Source organism: Burkholderia anthina (genome assembly GCF_902498995.1).
GTDB lineage: Bacteria > Pseudomonadota > Gammaproteobacteria > Burkholderiales > Burkholderiaceae > Burkholderia > Burkholderia anthina.
Genome location: NZ_CABVLY010000012.1, coordinates 41,101 through 64,037 on the forward strand (window position 1 = coordinate 41,101; position 22,937 = coordinate 64,037).

The 22,937-nt window shown below is 66.6% G+C and carries 21 protein-coding genes; 12 read left to right on the forward strand and 9 right to left on the reverse strand.

What is annotated here, in order from left to right; all coding sequences use genetic code 11:
* Positions 1-13 precede the first annotated feature (13 nt).
* Complete coding sequence (locus BME24068_RS16930) at positions 14-424, forward strand: type II secretion system protein N (RefSeq protein ID WP_096506747.1); 411 nt, start codon at positions 14-16, stop codon at positions 422-424.
* A gap of 22 nt (positions 425-446) precedes the next feature.
* On the opposite strand, the gene gspF is transcribed toward BME24068_RS16930, so the two are convergent.
* Genes gspF through gspD form a run of 3 tightly spaced genes read right to left on the reverse strand, consistent with a single transcriptional unit; the run spans position 447 to position 5,513 of the window.
* The gene (gene gspF, locus BME24068_RS16935) at positions 447-1,664 is read right to left on the reverse strand and encodes a type II secretion system inner membrane protein GspF (protein ID WP_096506746.1); all 1,218 of its coding nucleotides are present in this window, start codon (positions 1,662-1,664) and stop codon (positions 447-449) included.
* A gap of 4 nt (positions 1,665-1,668) precedes the next feature.
* Positions 1,669-3,159: a type II secretion system ATPase GspE gene (gene gspE, locus BME24068_RS16940; RefSeq protein ID WP_420887569.1), complete on the reverse strand. Its 1,491-nt coding sequence runs from the start codon at positions 3,157-3,159 to the stop codon at positions 1,669-1,671.
* A 5-nt stretch (positions 3,160-3,164) separates the two neighbouring features.
* Positions 3,165-5,513: a type II secretion system secretin GspD gene (gspD, locus tag BME24068_RS16945; RefSeq protein WP_096506744.1), complete on the reverse strand. Its 2,349-nt coding sequence runs from the start codon at positions 5,511-5,513 to the stop codon at positions 3,165-3,167.
* A gap of 385 nt (positions 5,514-5,898) precedes the next feature.
* Between gspD and BME24068_RS16950 the strand changes: the two genes are divergently transcribed.
* Together BME24068_RS16950 and BME24068_RS16955 are read left to right on the forward strand one after the other, a co-directional pair.
* A complete protein-coding gene (locus BME24068_RS16950) occupies positions 5,899-6,348 on the forward strand; it encodes a lytic transglycosylase domain-containing protein (protein ID WP_096506743.1) in 450 nt (149 codons plus the stop codon).
* Positions 6,349-6,508: 160 nt separating this feature from the next.
* Complete coding sequence (locus tag BME24068_RS16955) at positions 6,509-7,822, forward strand: GTP-binding protein (RefSeq protein ID WP_096506742.1); 1,314 nt, start codon at positions 6,509-6,511, stop codon at positions 7,820-7,822.
* 132 nt (positions 7,823-7,954) lie between these two features.
* Here BME24068_RS16955 and BME24068_RS16960 read toward each other — a convergent pair whose 3' ends face one another.
* Entirely contained in the window at positions 7,955-8,233 is a 279-nt protein-coding gene (locus tag BME24068_RS16960; RefSeq protein WP_006401505.1) for an HU family DNA-binding protein, read from the reverse strand.
* A gap of 388 nt (positions 8,234-8,621) precedes the next feature.
* Here BME24068_RS16960 and mnmC point away from each other — a divergent pair, with 388 nt between their 5' ends.
* From mnmC to BME24068_RS16995, 7 genes are all read left to right on the forward strand, one after another.
* Positions 8,622-10,592 (forward strand): bifunctional tRNA (5-methylaminomethyl-2-thiouridine)(34)-methyltransferase MnmC2/FAD-dependent 5-carboxymethylaminomethyl-2-thiouridine(34) oxidoreductase MnmC1, encoded by a 1,971-nt coding sequence (mnmC, locus tag BME24068_RS16965; RefSeq protein WP_174926762.1) that lies wholly within the window; start codon positions 8,622-8,624, stop codon positions 10,590-10,592.
* Between the two features lie 695 nt (positions 10,593-11,287).
* Entirely contained in the window at positions 11,288-12,502 is a 1,215-nt protein-coding gene (locus BME24068_RS16970) for a cation:proton antiporter (protein ID WP_096506739.1), read from the forward strand.
* Positions 12,503-12,516: 14 nt separating this feature from the next.
* Positions 12,517-13,632, forward strand: coding sequence for a YbdK family carboxylate-amine ligase (locus BME24068_RS16975; RefSeq protein ID WP_096506738.1), 1,116 nt, complete (start codon positions 12,517-12,519; stop codon positions 13,630-13,632).
* A gap of 505 nt (positions 13,633-14,137) precedes the next feature.
* The gene (locus tag BME24068_RS16980) at positions 14,138-14,776 is read left to right on the forward strand and encodes a MarR family winged helix-turn-helix transcriptional regulator (protein WP_096506737.1); all 639 of its coding nucleotides are present in this window, start codon (positions 14,138-14,140) and stop codon (positions 14,774-14,776) included.
* A gap of 28 nt (positions 14,777-14,804) precedes the next feature.
* Positions 14,805-15,515, forward strand: coding sequence for a glutamine amidotransferase (locus BME24068_RS16985; RefSeq protein WP_096506791.1), 711 nt, complete (start codon positions 14,805-14,807; stop codon positions 15,513-15,515).
* 194 nt (positions 15,516-15,709) lie between these two features.
* Positions 15,710-16,822 (forward strand): NADH:flavin oxidoreductase/NADH oxidase, encoded by a 1,113-nt coding sequence (locus tag BME24068_RS16990; RefSeq protein WP_174926763.1) that lies wholly within the window; start codon positions 15,710-15,712, stop codon positions 16,820-16,822.
* A 179-nt stretch (positions 16,823-17,001) separates the two neighbouring features.
* The gene (locus BME24068_RS16995) at positions 17,002-17,523 is read left to right on the forward strand and encodes an SET domain-containing protein (protein WP_096506735.1); all 522 of its coding nucleotides are present in this window, start codon (positions 17,002-17,004) and stop codon (positions 17,521-17,523) included.
* 112 nt (positions 17,524-17,635) lie between these two features.
* Here BME24068_RS16995 and BME24068_RS17000 read toward each other — a convergent pair whose 3' ends face one another.
* Both BME24068_RS17000 and BME24068_RS17005 read right to left on the reverse strand, forming a co-directional pair.
* A complete protein-coding gene (locus BME24068_RS17000) occupies positions 17,636-19,120 on the reverse strand; it encodes a sensor histidine kinase (protein ID WP_096506734.1) in 1,485 nt (494 codons plus the stop codon).
* Between the two features lie 115 nt (positions 19,121-19,235).
* Positions 19,236-19,928 (reverse strand): response regulator, encoded by a 693-nt coding sequence (locus BME24068_RS17005; RefSeq protein WP_006401494.1) that lies wholly within the window; start codon positions 19,926-19,928, stop codon positions 19,236-19,238.
* Between the two features lie 122 nt (positions 19,929-20,050).
* On the opposite strand from BME24068_RS17005, the gene BME24068_RS17010 reads away from it, so the two are divergent.
* Positions 20,051-20,281: a DUF3717 domain-containing protein gene (locus BME24068_RS17010; RefSeq protein ID WP_069746363.1), complete on the forward strand. Its 231-nt coding sequence runs from the start codon at positions 20,051-20,053 to the stop codon at positions 20,279-20,281.
* A 92-nt stretch (positions 20,282-20,373) separates the two neighbouring features.
* Here BME24068_RS17010 and BME24068_RS17015 read toward each other — a convergent pair whose 3' ends face one another.
* Both BME24068_RS17015 and phhA read right to left on the reverse strand, forming a co-directional pair.
* Positions 20,374-20,682, reverse strand: coding sequence for a 4a-hydroxytetrahydrobiopterin dehydratase (locus tag BME24068_RS17015; RefSeq protein ID WP_096506733.1), 309 nt, complete (start codon positions 20,680-20,682; stop codon positions 20,374-20,376).
* Between the two features lie 119 nt (positions 20,683-20,801).
* Positions 20,802-21,728 carry a phenylalanine 4-monooxygenase gene (gene phhA / locus BME24068_RS17020; protein ID WP_096506732.1) on the reverse strand — a complete coding sequence of 309 codons (927 nt, stop codon included), beginning with the start codon at positions 21,726-21,728 and terminating at the stop codon, positions 20,802-20,804.
* Positions 21,729-21,834: 106 nt separating this feature from the next.
* Between phhA and BME24068_RS17025 the strand changes: the two genes are divergently transcribed.
* Positions 21,835-22,320 (forward strand): Lrp/AsnC family transcriptional regulator, encoded by a 486-nt coding sequence (locus tag BME24068_RS17025; protein ID WP_006408082.1) that lies wholly within the window; start codon positions 21,835-21,837, stop codon positions 22,318-22,320.
* Between the two features lie 42 nt (positions 22,321-22,362).
* Here BME24068_RS17025 and BME24068_RS17030 read toward each other — a convergent pair whose 3' ends face one another.
* Complete coding sequence (locus tag BME24068_RS17030; RefSeq protein ID WP_096506731.1) at positions 22,363-22,896, reverse strand: class IV adenylate cyclase; 534 nt, start codon at positions 22,894-22,896, stop codon at positions 22,363-22,365.
* Between the last annotated feature and the right edge of the window lie 41 nt (positions 22,897-22,937).

The window sequence follows — 22,937 nt, forward strand, 5'->3', positions numbered from 1 at the left end:
TACAATAGCGCGCATGAACGCGCTCTCGATCCGGATCCTATCCCTCGCCCTCTTCGCGGGTTTGTGCGCGACGGCCACCTACTGGGTCGTCACGCTGTCCGCCCGTGAAGCGCCGCTGCCTGCCGCTGCCGCGCGGCTGCCGATCCGCACCGAGGACGCCGCCGCGCTCTTCGGCGGACAGCTCGACAAGAATCCCGTGCAGGACATTCACCTGTTCGGCATTCTCGCGCTCGCTCACGGCGCCGCCGCGATCGTCGGTGTCGGCGGCGAACCGCCGCGCGCGGTGTCGCTCGGCGCGGAAGTCACACCCGGCGCGAAGCTCGCCGAAGTCCGTCCCCGCTCGATCATCGTCGACCGCAACGGCGCCCGCGCCGAAATCCAGCTCCCCGCGAACACGCCGTCCCCCGCGATCTACATGCGCTGAACGGCGCCGGCCCGACCGGCCGTCACTGCACCATGTTGTTCAGCTCGATGATCGGCAGCATCACGGCCAGCACGATCACGAGCACGATGCCGCCCATCGCCAGGATCAGGAGCGGCTCGAGCAGGCTCGTCAGGAACATCGTGCGGCGCTCGAGCTCGCGCGCTTCGCCTTCCGCCGCGCGGTCGAGCATCGTCGTCACGTCGCCCGTCGCCTCGCCGGAGCGAATCAGGTGCACCAGCACCGGCGGAAACGTCTTCACGTTGTTCAGCGCGCGCGACAGCGCGGAGCCTTCGCGCACGCGCACGATCGCATCGTCGATGTTCGCGCGCATCGCGCGGTTCGACAGCGTCTCGCCGGCCGCCTGCAACGCGCGCAGGATCGGCACGCCGGCCGCGGTGAGAATGCCGAGCGTGCTCGCGAAGCGCACCGTGTTGTAGCCGCGCACGAGCTTGCCCGCGAGCGGCGCGGTCAGCACCCAGCGGTCGAACGCGAGCCTCGGCCCGTCGCGCGACAGCGTCGCCTTCACGAACCACACGACCAGCGCGACCGCGATCAGGATCGCCCACCACCAGTGCCGCACGAAATCCGACAGCGCCATCATCACGATCGTCAGCACCGGCAGCTGCTGCTTCGTGCTCGCGAACACGTTGACGACCTGCGGCACGACGTAGCTCAGCAGAAAGGTGACGATGCCGAACGCGATCAGCGTGACGATGCCCGGATACGTGAACGCCAGCAGAATCTTCTGCTTGAGCGCATTGCTCTGCTCGATGTAGTCGGCCAGGCGCGACAGCACGATGCCGAGCTTGCCGGTGTGCTCGCCCGCGGCGACGAGCGCCCGGTAGATTTCGGGGAAATCGCGCGGATGCTGGCCCAGCGCATTCGCGAGCGAATGGCCGCCGAGCACCTCGGCGCGGATCGCGGCCATCAGTTCGCGGATGTAGTCGCGCTCGGCCTGCTCGGTCAGCACGCCGAGCGCCTCGTCGAGCGGCAGCCCCGCGATCAGCAGGCTCGCGAGCTGGCGCGTGAGGATCGCCTGCTCGCGCTGCGACAGCTTGCGGCCGAACGCGAGCCGCTGCGAACGCGCGCCGCGGCTTGCGCTGGCGGCTGGTTCGACGACGAGTGGCGTGAGCCCCTGCGTGCGCAGCTGACCGCGCGCGTTGCGCGCGCTGTCGGCATCGATCACGCCTTTCTGCGGGCGCCCCGCCGAATCGATTGCTTCGAAACGGAATGCCGGCATCGCGCTATGCGCCTCCCGTCACGCGCAACACTTCCTCGAGCGACGTCGCGCCGGCCGCAAGCCAGCGTTCGGCGTCGTCGCGCAGCGTGCGCATGCCTTCCGCGCGGCCCGCGGCGAGAATCTCCGCGTCGGCCGCGTTGCGGTGGATCAGCGAGCGGATCGCGTCGTCGATCACCAGCAGTTCGTACACGCCGCGCCGGCCCGCATAGCCCGAATGCCCGCACTTCGCGCAGCCGACCGGATGCCACACGGTACGGCCGTCTTCCTGCCGTTCTTCCTTGCACACCGGGCAAAGCTGGCGCACCAGACGCTGCGCGAGCACGCCGAGCAGCGACGACGCGAGCAGGTACGGCTCGACGCCCATGTCGGTCAGACGCGTGACCGCCGATGCGGCGTCGTTGGTGTGCAGCGTCGCGAGCACGAGGTGGCCCGTCAGCGACGCCTGCACCGCGATCTGCGCGGTTTCGAGGTCGCGGATTTCGCCGATCATGATCACGTCCGGATCCTGACGCAGGATCGAACGCAGCGCGCGGGCAAAGGTCATCCCGATCCGCTCGTTCACCTGCGTCTGGCCGATGCCGGACAGGTCGTATTCGATCGGATCCTCGACCGTCATGATGTTGGTCGTCGCCGTTTCGAGCCGCGACATCGACGCGTACAGCGTGGTCGTCTTGCCCGAACCGGTCGGCCCCGTCACCAGCACGATGCCGTGCGGGCGCGCGATCAGCTTGTCGAACTGGCCGAGCGTGTCGCGGCCCATCCCGAGCGCTTCGAGGTTCAGCCGCTGCGCATCTTTTTCCAGCAGACGCAGCACCGCGCGCTCGCCGTGCCCGGTCGGCAGCGTCGACACGCGCACGTCAACCGGCCGGCCGCCCACGCGCAGCGTGATGCGGCCGTCCTGCGGCAGGCGCTTCTCGGCGATGTCGAGCTGCGCCATGATCTTGATCCGCGAGATCAGCGCGCCGTGCAGCGCCTTCTTCGGGCGCACGACGTCGCGCAGCGTGCCGTCGACGCGAAAGCGCACGACCGACGCGTTCTCGAACGGCTCGATGTGAATGTCCGACGCCTGTTCGCGCGCCGCTTGCGTGAGCAGCGCGTTGATCATCCGGATGATCGGCGCGTCGTCCTCCGATTCGAGCAGATCCTCGACTTCGGGGATGTCCTGCATCAATCGCGACAGGTCGACTTCGCCTTCGACCTCGCCGACGATCTGCGCGGCGCTGCCGTCCTGGCGCGCGTACGCCTGGTTGATCGCCTGCGCGAGCTCGTCGGCCGGCACGCGGTGTACGGAAATCGAGCCGAAGTTGCGGGCGATTTCCGCGAGCGCCGCGTCGCTCGTGCGTTCGCTGATCCACACCTCGAGCGTGTCGTCGAGCTGGTGCGCGATCAGCACCTGGCCGTTCTTCGCGAAGCCGTACGGCAACAGGCGCGCGGCGAGCGGCGACGGCGGCTGCCGTTCGCCCGGCGCGCCGTCTGGGGCGGAGGACGCGAGCACGTCGCTCACTGCGAGGCTCCGGGCGAGGCGGTCAGCGGTTGTTGCGGCACCGACTGCTGCGGCACGCTCTGCGGCTGCACGGGCGTCTGCTCCGGCATCGGCTGGGCCGGGACCGGCGCCACCTGCCGCTGCACCTGCTGACGGCGCATCTTGTCGAGATCGAACAGGTTGCCGGCCGGCGTCCCGCCCTGGCTCGGGCCGAGCGGCATCGGCGGGACGACCGGATCGTCCTTGTCGCGCATCACGTTGTTGTCCGACTTGTACGCGCCCGTCATGCCCTGGACGTAGTCGTAGCGGTTGGCCGTGACTTCCTGCGCGGTACTGCGATCGCTGATGATCACCGGGCGCAGGAACACCATCAGGTTGGTTTTCTGGCGTTGCTTCGATTCCGAACGGAACAGCTGGCCGATCCACGGAATGTCGCCGAGCAGCGGTACCTTGCTGTTCGATACCTGATAGTTGTCCTGCATCAGGCCGCCGAGCACGATGATCTCGCCGTTGTCGGCCAGGATCGTCGACTGGATCGAGCGCTTCGTGAAGGTCGGGCCGGTCTGCGCGCTCGTCGTGCCGGCGACGACCGCCGAATCCTCGGTATAGAGCTGCAGCTTGAGGATCCCGCCGTCGGTAATCTGCGGCTTCACGTGCAGCGTCAGGCCGACGTCGCGCCGGTCATAGGTGTTGAACGCGTTGCTCGTCGTGCCGCTCGTCAGGTTCGAATACGAACCGGTCGCGATCGGCACGTTCTCGCCAACCACGATCTTCGCTTCCTCGTTGTCGAGCGTGACGAGGTTCGGCGTCGACAGCACGTTCGCGTCGCTCACGCCCGAGAAGTACTGCAGCAGCGCACCGAGCCCCTGCACACCGAACATGTTGTGCAGCCAGCCGATGTTGAGGCCCTGGTTGAGCGACGAGAGATTGGAGGCCAGCCCGCCGCCGGTGATCGTGCCGGCGCTGGTGGTCGTGCCGCCGGCGGTCAGGTTGATGATGCTGTTGCCCGCCACGTTGCCGGCCACGGCCGCCAGGTTCGTGCCGCCGAGGAACTGGCCGCTCGCCACCTGCCACTGGATCCCGAGGTTGCCTTGCGTCGTCGAGTTCAGCTCGACGATCAGCGCTTCGATGTAGACCTGCGCACGCCGCGCGTCGAGCTGGTCGATCACCGAGCGCAGGTTCCGGTAGACCGGATCGGATGCCGTGATGATCAGCGAGTTGGTGGCGGCGTCGGCCTGGATCATCCCGCCCGGCTGGTTGTCGTCGCCCTTGTCCTTGTCGCCGCCGAGCAGGCCGGCCGTGCCCAGGCCGCCGCTGCCCGACGAGCCGCTGCCGTAGGACGACGACGAAGACGAGCTGCCGAGGCCGCCGGACGGCAGCGGCGGAGTGCCGGACGTGCCGGTCGAGAAGTTGCCGCTCGACGACGAGCCGCCGCTCTGGTTGAAGCTGTTCGCGTCGTTGGACGACGCCGACGAGCCGCTGTCGTTGCCGCCCTTGCCGAGCATCCCGCGCAGCGTCTTCGCGAGCTTCACCGCGTCCGCGTTGCGCAGCGGCACGACGTGCATGTTGCCGGGCACCGCGCTCGGCGCGTCGAGCTGCTGCGCGAGGCGCTTGGCGGCGGCCAGACGCGCGGCGCTCGATGCGCGCAGCATCAGCGAATTGGTACGCGGGTCGGCCGTGACCGACACCTTCAGCGTCGCATCGCTGTTGCCGATCGCGCCCGGGTCGAGCATCTTCTGCATCTGCGCGGCGAGGTCGATCGCGTTCGCGTTGTGCAGCGGCACGACCTGGACCTGCGCGCCCGCGGCGTTGTCGACACCCGCGATGATCCGCGCGATGCGGCGCACGTTGTCCGCGTAATCGGTGACGACGATCGTGTTGTTCGCCGGGTACGCGGTGACCGTGTTGTTCGGCGAGATCAGCGGCCGCAGCACCGGCAGCAGGTTGTTCGCCGATTCGTTGTGCAGTTCGAACACCTGCGTGATGACCTGGTCGCCGTGCGCCTGCGGCGCGTTGCCGACGTAGGTCGGCACGCCTTGCAGCTTCGCATCGGCCTCGGGCACGACCTTCAGCACCCCGTGATCCTGCACGAGCGCGAAGCCCTGCATGCGCAGCGCCGACTGCAGCGTCTTCAGCGCCTGGTCTTCCGGCACCGACCGTTCGGCAACGAGATTGAGCTGCCCCTTCACGCGGGGGTCGACGATGATGGTCTTGCCGGTTGCGGCGCCGATCGCCTTGGCGACCTGGTCGATGTCCGCATTCACGAAATTGAGCGTGACCTGAGCGTAGGCGGCCTGCGAGACGATGATGCCGGCGGCGATCAGGGTCGTGGCAACGCGCCGCATAACGAAGCGATTTCTTGTCATGGATGAATGGGTCGATGCCGGCTCAGGCCACTTCCGGCGGTAGTGCTGGGATCCAAGTCCTAAAGGCGCGACATTAGCAGTTTTTCATGTCCGAAATATCACATTGATCCGAGGACTGTCTCACATACGACATGTACCCGGCGCGGTGTATGCGATTTGTAAGGTGCGTGCCATGTCAGATTTCGGTGCCGGACGGGCATTCCGGTCATCGCCGTCGATTTACGATGAATCGACACGGAAATGCGCTATAACCGGGCTGCCGTCTTCCCGTATGTCGCAACGTGACGGACTGCCGGTATGATACGGGCGGCACGTTTCTCGTCGCACGAATAAAGAACACGGGTTTTCCCGACCCTCGCGCAATTTCCTTTTTCGTTTCCGCACCATGAACAGACGGTTCGCTTCGATCGCGCTGATCGCCGCCGGCGTGTGGTTTGCCTGCGGAAACGCGCGCGCGGATTGTTTCGACGAGGCCGCCCGATACCAGAAGGTCAATCCGCTGATCCTGCGTGCGATCGCGTGGCAGGAGTCGCGCAACCGGCCCGATGCGCTGAACAAGAACAACAACGGCTCGGTCGACTACGGCCTGATGCAGATCAACTCGATCCACCTGTCGACGCTGTCGCGCTACGGCATCGGCCGCGACACGCTGATGGAGCCGTGCAAGAACGTCTACATCGCCGCGTGGCACCTGCGCCAGAAGATGAACCGCTACGGCAACACCTGGCAGGCCGTCGGCGCCTATCATTCGGAGACGCCGTCGCTGCGCGACAAGTACGCGCGGCAGATCGCCGGGATCCTGACGCAGTGGAAGCTGCTGCCGCCCACCCAGTGACGCCGCGCCGCATCGCGCGCCGGCGCGATGCCGCTCGGCCGGCGCGCGTTTGATGCACAATGCGGGCTCACGCCGCAGTTTCGCCCGGCCCCTGGCCGATCGCGCCCCCTGAAGGGGCGCCGCGGCCGCTATTTCATTTTTTCCGTTGGTGCATATCGCTATGAATCCGGCAATGAACCAGCCGTTGCCCGTCACCGTGCTGTCCGGTTTTCTCGGCGCCGGCAAGACCACGCTGCTCAAACACATCCTCGCGAACCGCGCGGGCCTGAAGGTCGCCGTGATCGTCAACGATCTCGCGGCGGTCAACATCGACGCATCGCTCGTGCGCGACGCGCAGGCGCTGTCGCAGGTGGAAGAGCGTCTCGTCGAAATGTCGAACGGCTGCATCTGCTGCACGCTGCGCGACGACCTGCTCGTCGAGATCCGCAATCTCGCGGCCGACGGCCGCTTCGATGCGATCGTGATCGAGTCGACCGGCATCGCCGAGCCGATGCCGATCGCCGAAACCTTCACGTTCGTCGACGACGACGGCGCATCGCTGGCGAGCGTCGCGCGGCTCGACACGCTCGTCACGGTCGTCGACGCGTTCAATTTCCTGCGCGACTACGGTTCGGACGATGCGCTCGCGACGCGCGGCATCGCCGCGTCGGACGAAGACGATCGCACGCTCGTCGAGCTGCTGATCGAGCAGATCGAATTCTGCGACGTGCTGGTGATCAACAAGGCCGATCTCGTCGGCGCGGACGAACTCGCGCGCCTGCAGCACATCCTCGCGCGGCTCAATCCGCGCGCGCACCAGGTCGTCTCGACGTTCGGCACCGTGCCGCTCGCCGACGTGCTGAACACCGGCCGCTTCGATTTCGACGAAGCCGCGAACGCGCCGGGCTGGCTTGCGTCGCTCGATCACGATCACACCGATTGCGACGATCCCGAATGCCACGATGCGCATCATGCGCACGTACACGGCGAAGCCGACGAATTCGGTATCGGTAATTTCGTCTACCGGGCGCGCCGGCCGTTTCATCCGGCGCGACTCTGGGCGCTCTTGCATCAGGAGTGGCCGGGCGTGCTGCGCAGCAAGGGATTCTTCTGGCTCGCGACGCGCAACGACATCGCGGGTTCGCTGTCGCAGGCGGGCGGCGTATGCCGGCACGGCCCCGCGGGCCTCTGGTGGGCCGCGCAGGATCGTGCGGAATGGCCGGACGATGACGAGCTGCTCGGCGAAATTCGCGCGGAATGGCAGGGTGATCTCGACGACCGCTCGGTCGGCGATCGTCGTCAGGAACTCGTGCTGATCGGCATCGGTCTCGACGCCGACGCATGGCGCGCGAAGCTCGACGCGTGCCTGCTCACCGATGCCGAATTCGCGCTGGGCGCCGAGCAATGGCGCGCATTCGACGATCCGTTTCCGGCGTGGGATGTCGACGCGCACGACGACGAGGATCCCGGCGACGCGCAGATCGTGCACGCGTAACGGCCGGTAAAAACAGCTCGCGAAAAGCAACCGTCAATTCTTGCAAAACGGGCGCGGACTGTGGCAAAAATACCGCGTGCGCCCAACAAAAAACCCGCCGAATGGCGGGTTTTTCTTTGAACAGGCGCTGGTTTAACGCTTGTTGACGGCGTCCTTGAACGCCTTGCCAGCCGTGAACTTGACCGTCTTGGCTGCCGGGATCTTGATGGTTTCGCCGGTCTTCGGGTTGCGGCCCGTACGTGCTGCGCGCTTGCCCGAACCGAAGCTGCCGAAGCCGATCAGCTGAACCGCATCACCCTTCGACACGGCCTTCTTGATGACTTCGAGCAGCGTGTCCAGCGTTTCGCCGGTTTGAGCCTTGCTGGCGCCCGTTTGGGCGGCGACGGCGTCGATCAGTTCCTGTTTGTTCATTAAGGTTCCTTTTTCAGGTTAGGTTGACACGAACAGCGCGAACGCGCCGATTATACGTGCGCGAACCGTGCCGTCGAGAGTCTGACTCCAACGGCACAGCGCCGAATCCTGGCCCGCGCGACGTGCCGTCCGGCTTGCCGGAGGCCACCCCGCGGTACGGCGTTGCTATGATAGCGCAGCGCAAACCCAATAACGACAAGGGTTTCAAAGATTTTCATCGGTATTTCGCCGAATGAATCGTCGATTGCCCGTTTTTTGACCTGCGCCAACCGGACAGGATACGCAGACGGGTCCGCCCGCGCGCGACGCCGTTGGTTTTTGCCAACGGCGTCGCGGACGCCTCCGCGCAATCCCTTGCCAGGCTTGGCTGCCACGTTTTTTGTTTCGCATGCCCGACCGACTCGTTCCCGCCACGCTCGCCGTTCGCGACGACGGCACACTCGTCTCGCCGCAGTACGGCGACCTCCATCGCGACGCGTCGCGCGCGCTCGCGCACGCGAACCGCATGCTCGCCGGCAACGGGCTGCCGGCCCGCTGGCGCGGCCGCCGCACGTTCACGATCGTCGAGACCGGATTCGGCGCGGGCGGCCACTTCCTCGCGACCTGGGCCGCATGGCGCGACGATCCGCAGCGCTGCGAGCGGCTGCATTTCGTCGCGGTCGAGCCGCATCCGTTCTCGCGCGACGACCTGCGGCGCGCCGTTTCAAACATGGCCGAGCGCGCGACCATTTCGGAGAACGTATCGATGAGCGCCGCGGCGCTCGTCGACGCGTGGCCGATGCTCGTGCCCGGCCTGCACCGGCTCGAATTCGACGCCGGGCGCGTGGTGCTCACGCTCGCATTCGGCAACGCGCAGGACCTGCTGCGACGGCTCGTCGCGCGCGCCGATGCGTTCTATCTCGGCCATCGCGCATCGGCCGGGCATGACGATGCGTTGTCGGCCGACATGATTCGCGCGCTCGCGCACATCGCCGCGGAAGGCGCGACCTACGCAACGCATTCGCACGACGACGCCGTGAAACATGCGCTCGATGCGACGGGCTTCACACATCGCGACGTCGACGATTGCGCGGGCGAACCGGCGTTGCGGGTCGGCGAATATGCCCCGCGCTGGCGGATGCGCCGGCACGAACCGCCGCGCGCGTTGCCGGTTTCTGCCCGCCGCGCGATCGTGATAGGCGCGGGCCTCGCAGGTTGCGCGGTGGTCGAACGGCTCGCCGCGCGCGGCTGGGACGTCACGCTGATCGAGCGGCACGCGCGGATCGCAAGCGACGCGTCGGGCAATCCGGCCGGCGTGTTCCATCCGTTGATGACGCGCGACGACAACATCGCGAGCCGGCTTACGCGCACCGGTTTCCTGCATGCGCTCGCACGCTGGCGCGCACTCGAAGCGGCCGGTCATGCGTTCGCGCGCAGCACGCACGGCATGATCCATCTCGCGGAATCGGCCGACGATTTCATGCGGATGCGCGACGCATTCGATGCACTCGGCACGCCATCCGACTACGCATCGCTGCTCGATACCGACGCCGCACGCGCGCATCTGAACCTGCCGGTCGCGCACGGCGGCCTGCTGTTTCCGCACGGCGGCGCCGTGTGGCCAGCCGGGCTCTGCGCAGCGCAATTCGCGGCCGCCGGCGAACGCGTGACACTCGTCGCCGGCACCGAAGTCGCACGGCTCGAACGACACGGCGATGCATGGCGCGCACTCGACGCGGCGGGCGGCACGCTGGCCGAAGCGCCGGTCGTCGTGCTGGCGAACGCGGGCGATGCCGTGCGGCTCGCGGGCCTGCGGCATGTCGCGGTGCAGCCGGTACGCGGCCAGCTCACGCTGCTGCCGCCCGGCAGCACGGCGCCGCTGCCATGCCCGACGATCGGCGACGGTTACGCGGTGCCGCTCGACGACGGCACGCTGCTGATCGGCGCGACCTTCGAGCCCGACGACGTCGATCCGGCGATGCGCACCGCCGGACATATCGAAAACCTCGAGCGCGTCCGCCATCTGCTGCCCGGCCTGATCAGCGATCTGCCGAACCCGGATGCGCTGCGCGGCAGGGTCGCGTTCCGCTGGGTCGTCGCCGACCGGGTGCCGCTGATCGGTCCGCTCGCCGACGAAGCGCAGGCCGTCGCGAACGCACGCGCGCTGAGCGGTGCGAAGGCGCGCGACCTGCCGCGCACCGCCGGTCTCTACGGCGCATTCGGCTACGGCTCGCGCGGCCTCGTGTGGGCCGCACTCGGCGCCGAGCTCATCGCATCCCAGCTCGAGGGCGAGCCGCTGCCGCTCGAGCGTGAACTCGCCGATGCCGTCGACCCGGCACGGTTTCTGATCCGCGCCTTGCGCGGTCGCCACATCGGCTGACACCGGCTGGCCGATTGGTCGATTGGCCGGTCGAATCCTCACAGTTTTCCGATTTTCCCGCGCAAGGTTATCCACGCAATGCTGTGGATAACCGCGCGAAATCCGCACGCACTTCGTGTGCAATCACAGTGGACGTAAACTGGGCAACTCGGCACAGCCGTGAAGCGGCCCAAAAGTTGCTCAACTCAAACCTCTGTGAGCAAACAGCCTGTGCAACGGGTTATGGCCGAGCCAACACCTTGATCTTGCTACGTAAACCGAAGTTATCCACAGAACTGTGCGGGCCTTGTTAACTTCTACTACGTATATATACAAATAAACCTTTGAAACCAAAGGCCTGTGGTGCCTCACAGCGCCGCGAGCCGATTCAATCGGTTCCAGAACGAAAAAGCTGTGGCACAATCGGTTTCCTTCGCGTCCGTTCGACCAAGCGCCGGACATGCTTCAATGGAACGGTCGGCTCGATTTCGAATCTGAATCTTCGAGGCTGCGCAGTCCGTTCACACACCAGGCCGACAATCCAGATCGGCAACCTGAACGACATTTCCGCCGGATGGCGGAATAGGCGAATCCCATGTCTCGCCGTCGTCGACCACAACAATCACATTCGGGGCGATACCCAGCCGGCGCGCATCTCATTTCTGACGCTTGACCCCGCGTCGCTGGCGGTTGCTTCCAAAGGAGAAGTCACCACGATGAAGTCGGCGTTCTCATTCCTGCCCAACTGGCCGCTGTCGCCGGATGCCGTGTTCTGGGCCGGGCTCGCGTTGTTTGCGGCCGGTCTCTGCGGCGAGCTGTGCTATCGCGCGTGGCGGTTACCGCGCATTACCGGTTATGCGGTGATCGGTCTCATCGCCGGATCGTTCGGATTCGGCGTGATCGACGCGAGTACCGACGAAACGTCGCGGCTGCTGATGAATGTCGCGCTCGGCCTGCTGCTGTTCGAGCTCGGCAGTCGTCTCGACCTGAAATGGATTCGTCGCAATCCGTGGCTCATCGCGTCGAGCCTCGCGGAGGCGACGCTCACGTTCGTGCTCGTGCTGTTCGTGATGCTCGCGCTCGGCGTGTCGGGCATGGTCGCGCTCGTGCTGTCGGCGATCGCGATCGCGACGTCGCCGTCGATGGTGATCCAGCTGAAGACGGAGCTGCGCGCGGAAGGGCAGGTGTCGCAGCGTCTCATCACGCTGACCGCGCTCAACAGCGTGTATGCGATCGTGCTGACCAAGCTCGTGACGAGCTGGCTCCACCAGGAAGCGTACGGGAACGTTTTCGCGACGATCCTGCAGCCGCTCTACCTGATCGTCGGCTCGTTCATCGTCGCGTATCTGGTCGCGCGCTCGTGCAACTACCTGTTCCGCCACATGACCTCGACGATGCGCGACGAGCATTCGTTCGTCGCGCTGTTCGGCCTCGTGATGCTCGCGATCGCGGTTGCCCAGGCGCTGAAGCTGTCGACGCTGCTCACGCTGCTGCTCGCCGGCATCATCGTGAAGAACCTGGAAGCGCGTCCGCAGCTGTGGCCCGAGCATTTCGGCACGGCCGGCTGGCTGCTGACGGTGATCCTGTTCGTGCTGACGCTCACGTCGTTCACGTGGGGCGACATCGCGCTCGGCGGGCTGTTCGCGATCGCGCTGATCGTCACGCGGCTCGCCGCGAAACTGGCCGGCGTCGTCGTGTTCGCGAAGCCGAGCGGGCTCGGGATGAAGCAGGGCGTCGCGCTCGGCATCGCGCTCACGCCGATGTCCGCGCTGTCGTACCTGCTCGTCGACGACACCTACCAGCTCTATCCGAATTTCGACCCGCACCTGCGCGCGATCGTGATGTGCTCGATCGTGATCCTGCAGCTCGTCAGCCCGTTCGTCATCTACCGATGCCTGTCGGCGGTCAGCGAACGTAGCGACAGAAACTGATTCCGGAACCTGCCATGGCACTCGAAACCTTCGTCAATTCCGAACCGTTCACGTTCGGCGTCGAACTGGAGATCCAGGTCGTCAACACGCACAACTACGATCTGACCAAGGCCGCATCCGACCTGATGCGCCTGATCCAGGGCGAAACCTTCCCCGGCAACATCACGCCGGAAATCACCGAGAGCATGATCGAGCTGTCGACCGGCATCTGCCATTCGCACGAGCAGGCGGTCAGCGAGCTGCATGCGATTCGCGACGTGCTCGTGAAGGCGGCCGACCAGCTCAACGTCGGGCTCGGCGGCGGCGGCACGCATGCGTTCCAGCAATGGAGCGACCGGCAGATCTACGACGCGCCGCGCTTCCAGTACATCTCCGAGCTGTACGGCTATCTCGCGAAGCAGTTCACGGTGTTCGGCCAGCACGTGCACATCGGCTGTCCGGATCCGGACAGCGCGCTGTTCCTGCTGCACTCGATGTCGCGCTTCATTCCGCACTTCATCGCGCTGTCGGCGTCGTCGCCGTTCGTGCAGAACGTCGACACCGGCTTCCATTCGGCGCGCCTGAACTCGGTGTTCGCGTTCCCGCTGTCGGGCCGCGCGCCGTTCGTGCTGACCTGGGACAGCTTCGAGGAGTACTTCACGAAGATGGTCAACACGGGCGTCGTCAACTCGATGAAGGACTTTTACTGGGACATCCGCCCGAAGCCCGGCTACGGAACGATCGAGGTGCGCGTGATGGACACGCCGCTGTCGGTCGACCGCGCGGCGGCGATTGCGTGCTACATCCAGACGCTTGCGCGCTACCTGCTGACCGACCGGCCGCTGAAGCTGTCGGAGGACGACTACCTCGTCTACACGTTCAACCGTTTCGAAGCGTGCCGCTTCGGGCTCGAGGGCACCTGCGTCAATCCTCAGACGGGTGAGCGCCGCACGATCGCCGAGGACATCCTCGACACGCTCGACCGGATCGCGCCGCATGCGGCCGCGCTCGGCTCGCGCGCGGCGCTCGACGAGATCGGCGCGCTCGCGAAGGCGCGCGTCAACGATGCGTCGTGGTTGAGAACCGTTTTCAAGCAGGAAAAATCGCTGAACGAGACGGTTCGCCAGCAGTGCCTGCGCTGGCGCGAATGAAAATATGTTTTGCAGATTACAGGCTCGACCGCGTGGCGATTCGCTGAACGGCGGTCGACGCCGATTCGGCCGGGTCGGGTCGCCAGTCATCCTGAAAATCTGTGGATAACTTGATATTCCGCTTCAAAGTCAACGCTCTGCGAGCTGGATAACCCGGTGGACTCGTGCCGCCGGCACGGTGGCCGATCCGAACAGGAAAATGTTTTCGTGTCCCGCCGCGCGGCCCGCGGACATTGCAGGCACAACGAAAAAAAGCGGTTATCCAGCGATTTTCCACAAAATGAAGGGGATAACTTAGCTGTGCGATTTTCCGCTCTCGCTTAGAATGTCGGCTTTGCGGACACCGGAACGACGCGTGTCTCACCGGTCGCCGCGAACGCGACCGCCGCGTGTGCCTCGCGACGGCCGTGTTGACGCTCTTCAACGAGCGTCTGTTTTGAGATAGACATTCGATCTCCACACTACGGCTGCTCGGCAATCCGGGCGGCGGCAAAGCGAAAAGACTATGAGCGAAGGCGTTTACGGGAATCAGGCTTCGGGACGTGTGACGCACAGCCTGCTGCGATTGAGTACGGCCATGCGAAGCCAGGCATGGGATTGGGCGGAAGGGGCGGGCCTCACGCCGACGCAGGGCGAGATCCTCGTGCTGCTGCTGCAGCGCAAGGGCCCGATGCGGCTCGGCGAGATCGCGCGCGAGACGCAACTTACCGCCGCGACCACCAGCGATGCGGTCAGCACGCTGGAGACGAAGGGGCTCGTCGAGAAGCGTCGTGCACTGGACGACGGCCGCGCACTCGCGGTGCGCCTGTCGGCCCGCGGCCGCACGGCGGCGAAGAAGGCGCTGCAATGGCCGGAATTCCTGACGAAGGCGGTCGGCAAGCTGGGCGCGGACGAGCAGGGCACGTTGTATCGCGCGCTGCTGAAGACGCTGCGCGAGCTGCAGGTGGCCGGCGTGACGCCGCCGCAACGCATGTGCCTGACGTGCTCGTCGTTCCAGCCGGGCAAGCCGTCGAAGAAGACGCTGCACCACTGCGCGACGCTCGACATCTCGATGGCCGACAGCGATCTGCGTCTCGACTGTTCGGTGCACGAAGAAGCCGACGCGGCGACGCAAAAGAAGACCTGGAAGATTTTCGCCGGCTGACGTCCGTCGATCGACCGGGAGGCCGATGATGAACGCTGAAGTCGTGGCGATCCGCCATGTGCATTTCGAGGACCTCGGCAGCTTCGAGCAGGTGCTCGGGGAGCGCGGCCGCCGGGTGCGTTACGTCGACGTCGGATCGTCGCGCTTCGAGGTGCTCGACGCGCTGCAGCCGTCGCTGTTCGTCGTGCTCGGCGGCCCGCTCAGCGTGTATGACGATGCGCAGTACCCGTCGATCGCGCCGCTCGCGGCGCTCGTGCGCCGGCGTATCGACGCGGGCCTGCCGATCCTCGGCATCTGTCTGGGCGCGCAGTTCATCGCCCGTGCGCTCGGTGCGCGCGTCTATCCGGCGGCGCAGGCGGAACTCGGCTGGGCGCCGCTGACGCTCACCGACGCGGGCCGCGCGTCGCCGATGCGCCATCTCGATGGCGCGGCGACGTCGATGCTGCACTGGCACGGCGATACGTTCGACCTGCCGGGCGGCGCGATCCATCTCGCGTCGACGCCCGTGTGCCGCCACCAGGCGTTCGCGTGGGGGCAGCACGTGCTGGCGCTGCAATGCCATCCCGAAATCCGCGCCGACCGCTTCGAACCCTGGCTGATCGGGAACGCGGGCGAAATCGCGTCGACGCCGGGCATCGACGCGCGCCAGCTGCGCGCCGATACCGCGCAGCATGGTCCCGCGCTCGAGACGGCCGCGCGGCGCATGTTCGCGGAGTGGCTCGACAGCGTCGGGCTTTGATCCGGCGCATTCCGCGCCAAGCGTGACCGGCTCGCAGTCGAGCCGGCTTCACCACGCATCCTGCATCGCCAGCGGCCGCGCGCCAGCTCCGACTCCGACCTGACCATCCGCTTACTGCCGATCCGGCCGCCAGCACGCTTGAAGGCTGCGTGCTACGCTCGTCCGCTCTTTCCCTTTCCTGGCGAGCGGCATCCATGACTGCGCTGTTTTCCCCGTTCACGCTGCGCGGCGTGACCCTTCCGAACCGGATCGTGATCTCCCCGATGTGCCAGTACTCCGCCGAGCGCGGCGAGGCGACCGACTGGCACATGATCCACCTCGGCCATCTCGCGCTGTCGGGCGCGGGCCTGCTCTGCATCGAGGCGACCGCCGTCGAACCCGACGGACGCATCACGGCCGGCGACCTTGGTTTGTGGGACGACGTGACCGAAGCGGCGCTCAAGCCCGTGCTGGCGTCGATCCGCAAGTACTCGCCGGTGCGCGTCGCGATGCAGTTGTCGCATGCCGGGCGCAAGGCGTCGAGCGAGGTGCCGTGGAAGGGTGGCCAGCTCGTATCCGTCGCCGATGGCGGCTGGCTCCCGCATGCGCCGTCGGCCGTCCCGCACAAGGATGGCGAGACGCCGCCGCTCGCGCTCGATGCGGCCGGCCTGAACCGGATCCGCGAAGCGTTCGCGGCCGCCGCGAAGCGCGCGGCGCGCCTCGGCATCGATGCAATCGAAGTGCACGCGGCGCACGGCTATCTGCTGCATCAGTTCCTGTCGCCGATCTCGAACCGGCGCACCGACGAATACGGCGGCTCGCGCGAGAACCGGATGCGCTTCCCGCTCGAAATCTTCGACATCGTGCGCGCGGCGTTTCCCGAGGACCGGCCGGTCGGCGTGCGCGTGTCGGCGACCGACTGGGTCGAGGGCGGCTGGGAGCTCGACGACACGATCGCGTTCGCGCACGAGCTGAAGCAGCGCGGCTGCGACTGGATCGACGTGTCGTCCGGCGGCGTGTCGCCGCTGCAGAAGATTCCGCTGTCGCCGGGTTACCAGGTGCCGTTCGCGCAGGCGGTGAAGCGCGCGGTCTGGATGCCGACGATCGCGGTCGGCCTCATCAACGAGCCCGCACATGCGAACCGCCTGATCGAAGCCGGCGACGCCGACTTCGTCGCAATGGCGCGTGCGATGCTGTACGACCCGCGCTGGCCGTGGCATGCGGCCGCGGAGCTCGGCGCGCAGGTGACGGCGCCGCCGCAGTACTGGCGCTCGCAGCCGCGCGAGCACAAGGCGTTGTTCGGCGACATCGAATTCGGTCAACGCTGAGCGCCATGCGCGCAACATTGCGCGCGATGTTGAACGAAGCAATCGTGAACGTGTAGGATGCGGGTGATTCGCCGCATGCCCCGACGCGGCACCGAGCGGTGCCGCGTTTTCGTTTGCGCGGCGCAGGGCCGCGGTCGCGGCCGTTTTCCATTCAAGTCGTCTTCACAAGGATTCGTTCGATGAGTTCACGCAGGATCGCGGTGCGCCGCTCGGGAGTACACGGCAAGGGCGTGTTCGCGGTGGAACCGATCAAGGCCGGCGAGCGCGTAGTGGAATACAAGGGCGAGCGGATTTCGTGGAAGGAAGCGCTGCGCCGCCATCCGCACGACCCGAACGAGCCGAACCATACGTTCTACTTCGCACTGGAAGAGGGCGGCGTGATCGACGGCAAGATCGACGGCAACAGCGCGCGCTGGATCAACCATTCGTGCGCGCCGAACTGCGAGGCCGAGGAGATCAAGGGCCGCGTGTTCATCCACGCGCTGCGCGACATCGGCCCGGAAGAGGAGCTGTTCTACGACTACGGCCTCGTGATCGACGAGAAGCTCACGAAGAAGCTCAAGCGCGAATACGCGTGCCATTGCGGCACGGCGACGTGCCGCGGCACGCTGCTCGCGACGCCGGACGACGACGGCAAGAAGAAAAAGAAGAAGGACGGCAAGTCCGAGTCCGGCGCGAAGGACAAGAAAAAGAAGAAGTGAACGACGCGGCCGCGCATCGCGCGCGGCTGCTTTGCCGGATGGCCGCCGCGCGTCGTATCGCCGCGCGGCCTGGCCATCCCGATGCGGGCCTGCCGTGCCCGCCGTTCCCGGCTCAGTGCGCCGGTGTGGCGGCCGGGGTTTCGCTGGTCGGCGTCTCGGCCCGTTCGGCGAGCGGCACGCGCACCACGAAGCGCGAACCGCCTTCCGACGCATCCTCATACGACACCGTGCCGCCGTGCATTGCGATGATGTCGTGCACGATCGCAAGGCCGAGCCCGGCCCCCGTCTCGACGCCGTTGCCGCTTTGCGCATCGCCGCGGAAGAACCGCTTGAACAGGTCCGCCTGCTGGTTCGCCGGCACGCCCGGGCCGTTGTCCTCGACGACGATCTCGGCGGCCGGCTGGCCGCTCTCGAGCGCGCCGCGTGCGACGTTCACCGTGATCCGCGCGCCGTCCGGCCGCGCGAGCGGCACGTACTTCAGCGCATTGTCGAGCAGGTTCGCGATCACCTCGCGCAGCAGCACCGGGTTGCCGCGCACGTTCAGCTTTTCGTCGTCGCCGGGTTCGTCGCTGCGCTGGAAGCCGAGGTCGACATGCGACGCGAGCGCGCGCGGCACCCATTCGGCGCCCGTCTCGAACGCCATCGCCGCAAGGTCGACGTCGACGAAACGCGCGGCCTGCTCGCCCGGCTCCGCGCGAGCGAGCGACAGCAGCTGGTTCGACAGCCGCACCGCGCGGTCGGCGGCGGCCCGCAGCTCGCGCACCGCGGTATAGGTTTGCTGCGGGTCGCGCGCGACGGCCGCCTGCTCGGCATGCAGCTTCACGGCCGTGAGCGGCGTGCGCAGCTGGTGCGCGGCATCGGCGATGAACTTGCGCTGCGCGTCGAGCGCCGTCTTCAGGCGGCCGAGCAGTGCATTCATCGCGCTCGTCAGCGGCCGGATCTCGAGCGGCACGTCGGTTTCGTCGACCGGCTCCAGCGACGTGTGGGTCTGCCGGTTCAGCGAATCGGCGAGATGGGTGAGCGGGCCGAGCTGCTGGTTCACGACGCGCCACACGATGCCCCAGCCCGCGAGCAGCAGCAGCAGCAGCGGCATCATGATCGCGACGAGGAATTCGGCGGCGATCCGGTAGCGGTGCCGGACCGGCTGCGCGACTTCGACCACCATCGGCCGGCCGCCCTCGACATCGTCGACGCGCACCTGTGCGACCCGCACCGCACGGTTGTCGTACTCGGCTTCGAACACGTACGCGTGATGCATGCGGCGCACGTTGATGCCCTGCAGCGGCAGCTTCGGATCGCCGGCGAGTTCCTGTTCGCCGTCGCTGATCCGGTAGATCAGCGCCTCGGCGGGATCGGAGAACATCGCCTGCGCGAGCGGCGGCACCGTGAACGGCGCGTCGGGGCCGGCGATCTGGATCTGTTTGGAGATGGCGGTCGCGAGATCGGCGAGCGAGCGGTCGATCACGTGTTGCGTGTATTGCCACGCGAGCCAGTAGGCAATCAGGCCGCTCATCAGCGCGAGCATCGACAGCGGCGCGGCGAGGCGCCTGAGCAGCGAGCGGCGCAGGCTGGTGGTCACAGCCGGATCAGAAGACATTTCGACGGGCAAATGGATAAGCGCCGCTCATGGGGAGCGGCGCGGTCGTGCGTCGGACGGCGACGCGGGCAGGGCGCTCGCCGGCGGCACGCGGCCGGCCGGCGTGCGGCACCGCTCAGACGCTCGCCGTCTGGCGGATTTCCTGCAGCAGATAGCCGAAGCCGCGCACCGTGACGATTTCGACACGGCACTGCTCGAGTTTCTTGCGCACACGGTGCACGTAGACTTCGATCGCGGTGTCGCCGAGATCGCCGCCGAAGTGCGTGAGGTGATCCTGCAACTGGGCCTTGCTGACGACGCGGCCGTGACGCAGCAGCAGCATCTCGAGCACCGCGAACTCGCGCGGCGACAGTTCGAGCGGCTTGTCGTCGTTGAAGATGCGGCGATCGACGCCCGACAGGCGGACACCGCCGAGCGACACTTCCGGACGCGGCATGTCGCTGTGCGGGCCGCTGCGGCGCATCACCGCGCGGATGCGCGCTTCGAGCTCGGCCGGTTCGAACGGCTTGAGCATGTAGTCGTCGGCGCCGGAGTTCAGGCCCTGAATCCGGTCGTTCAGTTCGTCGCGCGCGGTCAGCACGATGACGGGCGTGTGGCGGTTCGTCTGGCGGAAACGCGTGAGCAGCGTCATCCCGTCGATGCCCGGCAGGCCGAGGTCGAGGATCACGAGTTCGTGGCGGTTCTGTGCCAGCGCCTGTTCGGCAAAAATGCCGTCATGCACCATGTCGACGGTGAAGCCAGCCTGCTCGAGGCTGCTTTGGATACCGCGTGCGATGGGGCGGTCGTCTTCGATCAGAAGGAGTCGCATGAAGTTCGCTCAAGTACAATGGGTTGGCGGTTCAGGCACGCGGACAGCACGACGCCGTTTCCACAGGGGCGCCGCATCGCCTGACATCAAGCATGGCGGCCAGCGAACGATTAAATCCAATCATGTCCGATATTTCGATCCACGACCTCGAAGCCGCGATCAATTTCTGGCGCGCCCGCTCGCCGTCGAGCGGCGACGAACTCAAACTCTGCGAAGAGGCCAACGCGCTCTCCAAGCCGTATGCGCTGCTGATTGTACAGCGCGAAAGCGCGCTGCAACTGGAAGGTTTGGACCCCAAGGCGCGGAAAGCGTACGAGACTTACGTGCGCCTTAAGGATGGCTTGGAAAGCTGAAGGCTTCCGCTGAGTACATCCTAGAAAACGTTCATCGAAATGAAAAGTTGACGCGCCGCGCGTCGAAAGAGGCGCGGCGGTAGAGGAAACGCTCAGGCGGCGGGTTGGGTGTGCGCGCAGGCCTGATCGATGAATTGCGCGAGCTGGATATCGCGTTCGGTCAGGCCGTCCGCGTCGTGGGTCGACAGCGTCACGTCGACGCGGTTGTACACGTTGAACCATTCCGGGTGGTGATTCATTTCCTGCGCCTTGATCGCGACGCGCGTCATGAAGCCGAAGGCCTCGTTGAAATCGGCGAAGCGCAGGCTGCGCTGGATCGCGTCGCGGCCCGGCACGGCCGTCCAGTGCGGCAGGCCTTCGAGCCGGGTCTTGCGTTCTTCGGATGTGAGCTTGTGGATCATGGTGCACCTCGTTCGGTAACGGCGCCCGCGCGCGGGCAGAGGCCACGCGGCAAAGCCGGTACCGGCCATTGTTTCATAGTTGGCGAACGGGCATCCGGAGGCGGGCGCCCGTGCTTGCGTCACGCATCCGCGTCGTCCGGCCAGCCTTCGCCCGTGCCGCGATGCAGCACGCGGTCGCCGTCGATCACCGCGCCGGCCGGAAATTCGGGCAGTTCGGCGAGCCGCTCGGCCAGCGCACGGCCGTCGACGTCGGCGAGCGCGAACAACTGCGCGAAATCGTCGATCACGAAGTAGGTCTTCTGGAACGTGTCGATCCGGTACTGCGTGCGCATCACGCGCTCCAGTTCGAAGCCGAGCCGGTTCGGCGCCGCGCTTTCGAGGCTGTACAGGCTCTCGCCCTTGCTCGACACGATCCCCGCGCCGTAGATCGACAGCCCGTTCGTGCCGTTCGGGTCGCGGATCAGGCCGAACTCCACCGTATACCAGTACAGCCGCGCCAGCCGCGCGAGCGCTGCTTCGTCGTCCGCGACCGCGAGCGCGGTGCGGCCGTACGCCTGCATGTAATCCGCGAATACCGGGTCGATCAGCAGCGGCACGTGGCCGAACAGGTCGTGGAAGCAGTCGGGTTCCTGCAGGTAGTCGAGCTGGTCCGGGCGGCGCATCCACCAGGTGACCGGAAAACGCCGGTTCGCGAGGTGTTCGAAGAACACGCGATCGGGCACGAGGCCCGGCACCGCGACGATCTCCCAGCCCGTGGCCGGCTTCAGCTGGCGGTTCACGTCGGCGAACGACGGCACGCGGTCGGCCGGCAGGTCGATCTTCCCGAGTCCGGCGACGAACGCGTCGCACGCGCGTCCGCGCAGCAGCGCCGACTGGCGCGCGTAGAGCTGCTGCCACACCGCGTGGTCGACCTGGCCGTAGCGTTCGAGCGGCTGGTCGATGGTGAAATCGGCGCGGGTTTCGAGGCCCGCGTCGAACTGCTCCTGCAGTTTCGCGGTGACGACGGTAGACATGATCGGGCTCTGCATGCTGTGGTTGGGAATCATGCAAGTGTAGAGCGGCAGTCGTGCGGAATGGGCGTAAAGATGGCGTGTATTTGCCTGTTAATGCGATAATCGCGCATCAAAACAGGAATGGATGCGGAGAATGCTCATGCTGGAATTAGATCACTTCGATCTCGCGCTGCTGGACGTGCTGCAGCGCTTCGGCCGCGCGACGCACCAGCAGCTCGGCGAGGAAGTGCCGCTGTCGCCGTCGCAGATCGGCCGGCGGCTGCAGCGGCTGGAAGCGGCGGGCGTGATCGAAGGCTACCGTGTGATGCTGCGCCCGGAAAAGCTCGGGCTCGGCGTCACCGCGTTCACGAGCCTGAAGCTCAAGCACCACGGCGATTCGATCATCGAGCAGTTCCAGCAGCAGATCGACGTGCTGCCCGAAGTGCTCGAATGCCATGCGGTGGTCGGCGATGCCGACTATCTGTTGCGGATCGTCGCGCCGGACCTGAACGCGCTGTCGCAGTTCGTGATGAAGAAGCTGATGCGCGTGCCGGGTGTCGACAGCGTGCGCTCGAACATCGTGCTGACGACCTTCAAGCGCAACGGCGCGCTGCCGCTCGCGCATCTGGCGCCCGGCGCGGCATGATGCGGCGGCCGGGCGCAAGGCCGCGCCGCGGGTAGGGCCGGATCAGGCCGCTTCGGACTGCGCGTCGGCGTTCAGCAGGTCGACGTACGCGACCGCGACGAGATCGTCCGCCGGCACGCCGAGCTTCGCGAACACATCGTGCGCTTCGGCTTCGCCGCCGGCTTCATCGTCATCCGGGCCGAGCACGACTTCCAGTTCGATGAAGTCGCCGAGGCCGTCGACGCGGTCGAGGTGGATGCGCGTGCGGCCGGCCAGGTACACGTGCCGTTCCTTCGTCACGATTCCGCGCGTGGTCAGCGCGGTCGCGAGCAGCGAATGCATCGCGTCCGGGTTCGTGACCGGGCTGCGCGTGTAGTACGACGCCTTCGGGCCGTCGCGGTCGTCGCGCTGGTAGAAGATCAGCTCGGCCGGCGTGCCGTCCTCGAAGCGGCGCAGCTTCAGCCGGCCGCGCGGCACGTCGTAGAAGAAATCCTGCTGGCGGTAGAAGAGCGGCGCCTCGGTGGCGAGCGCCGCCGCGCGTTCGCGCAGTTGCTCGAATTCGCGGGCGCGGGCTTTGATCTCGATGTTGCGGGCCATGCGGGTCTCCTTCAATCCGGGTCTCGCGGTGTGCGAACGCA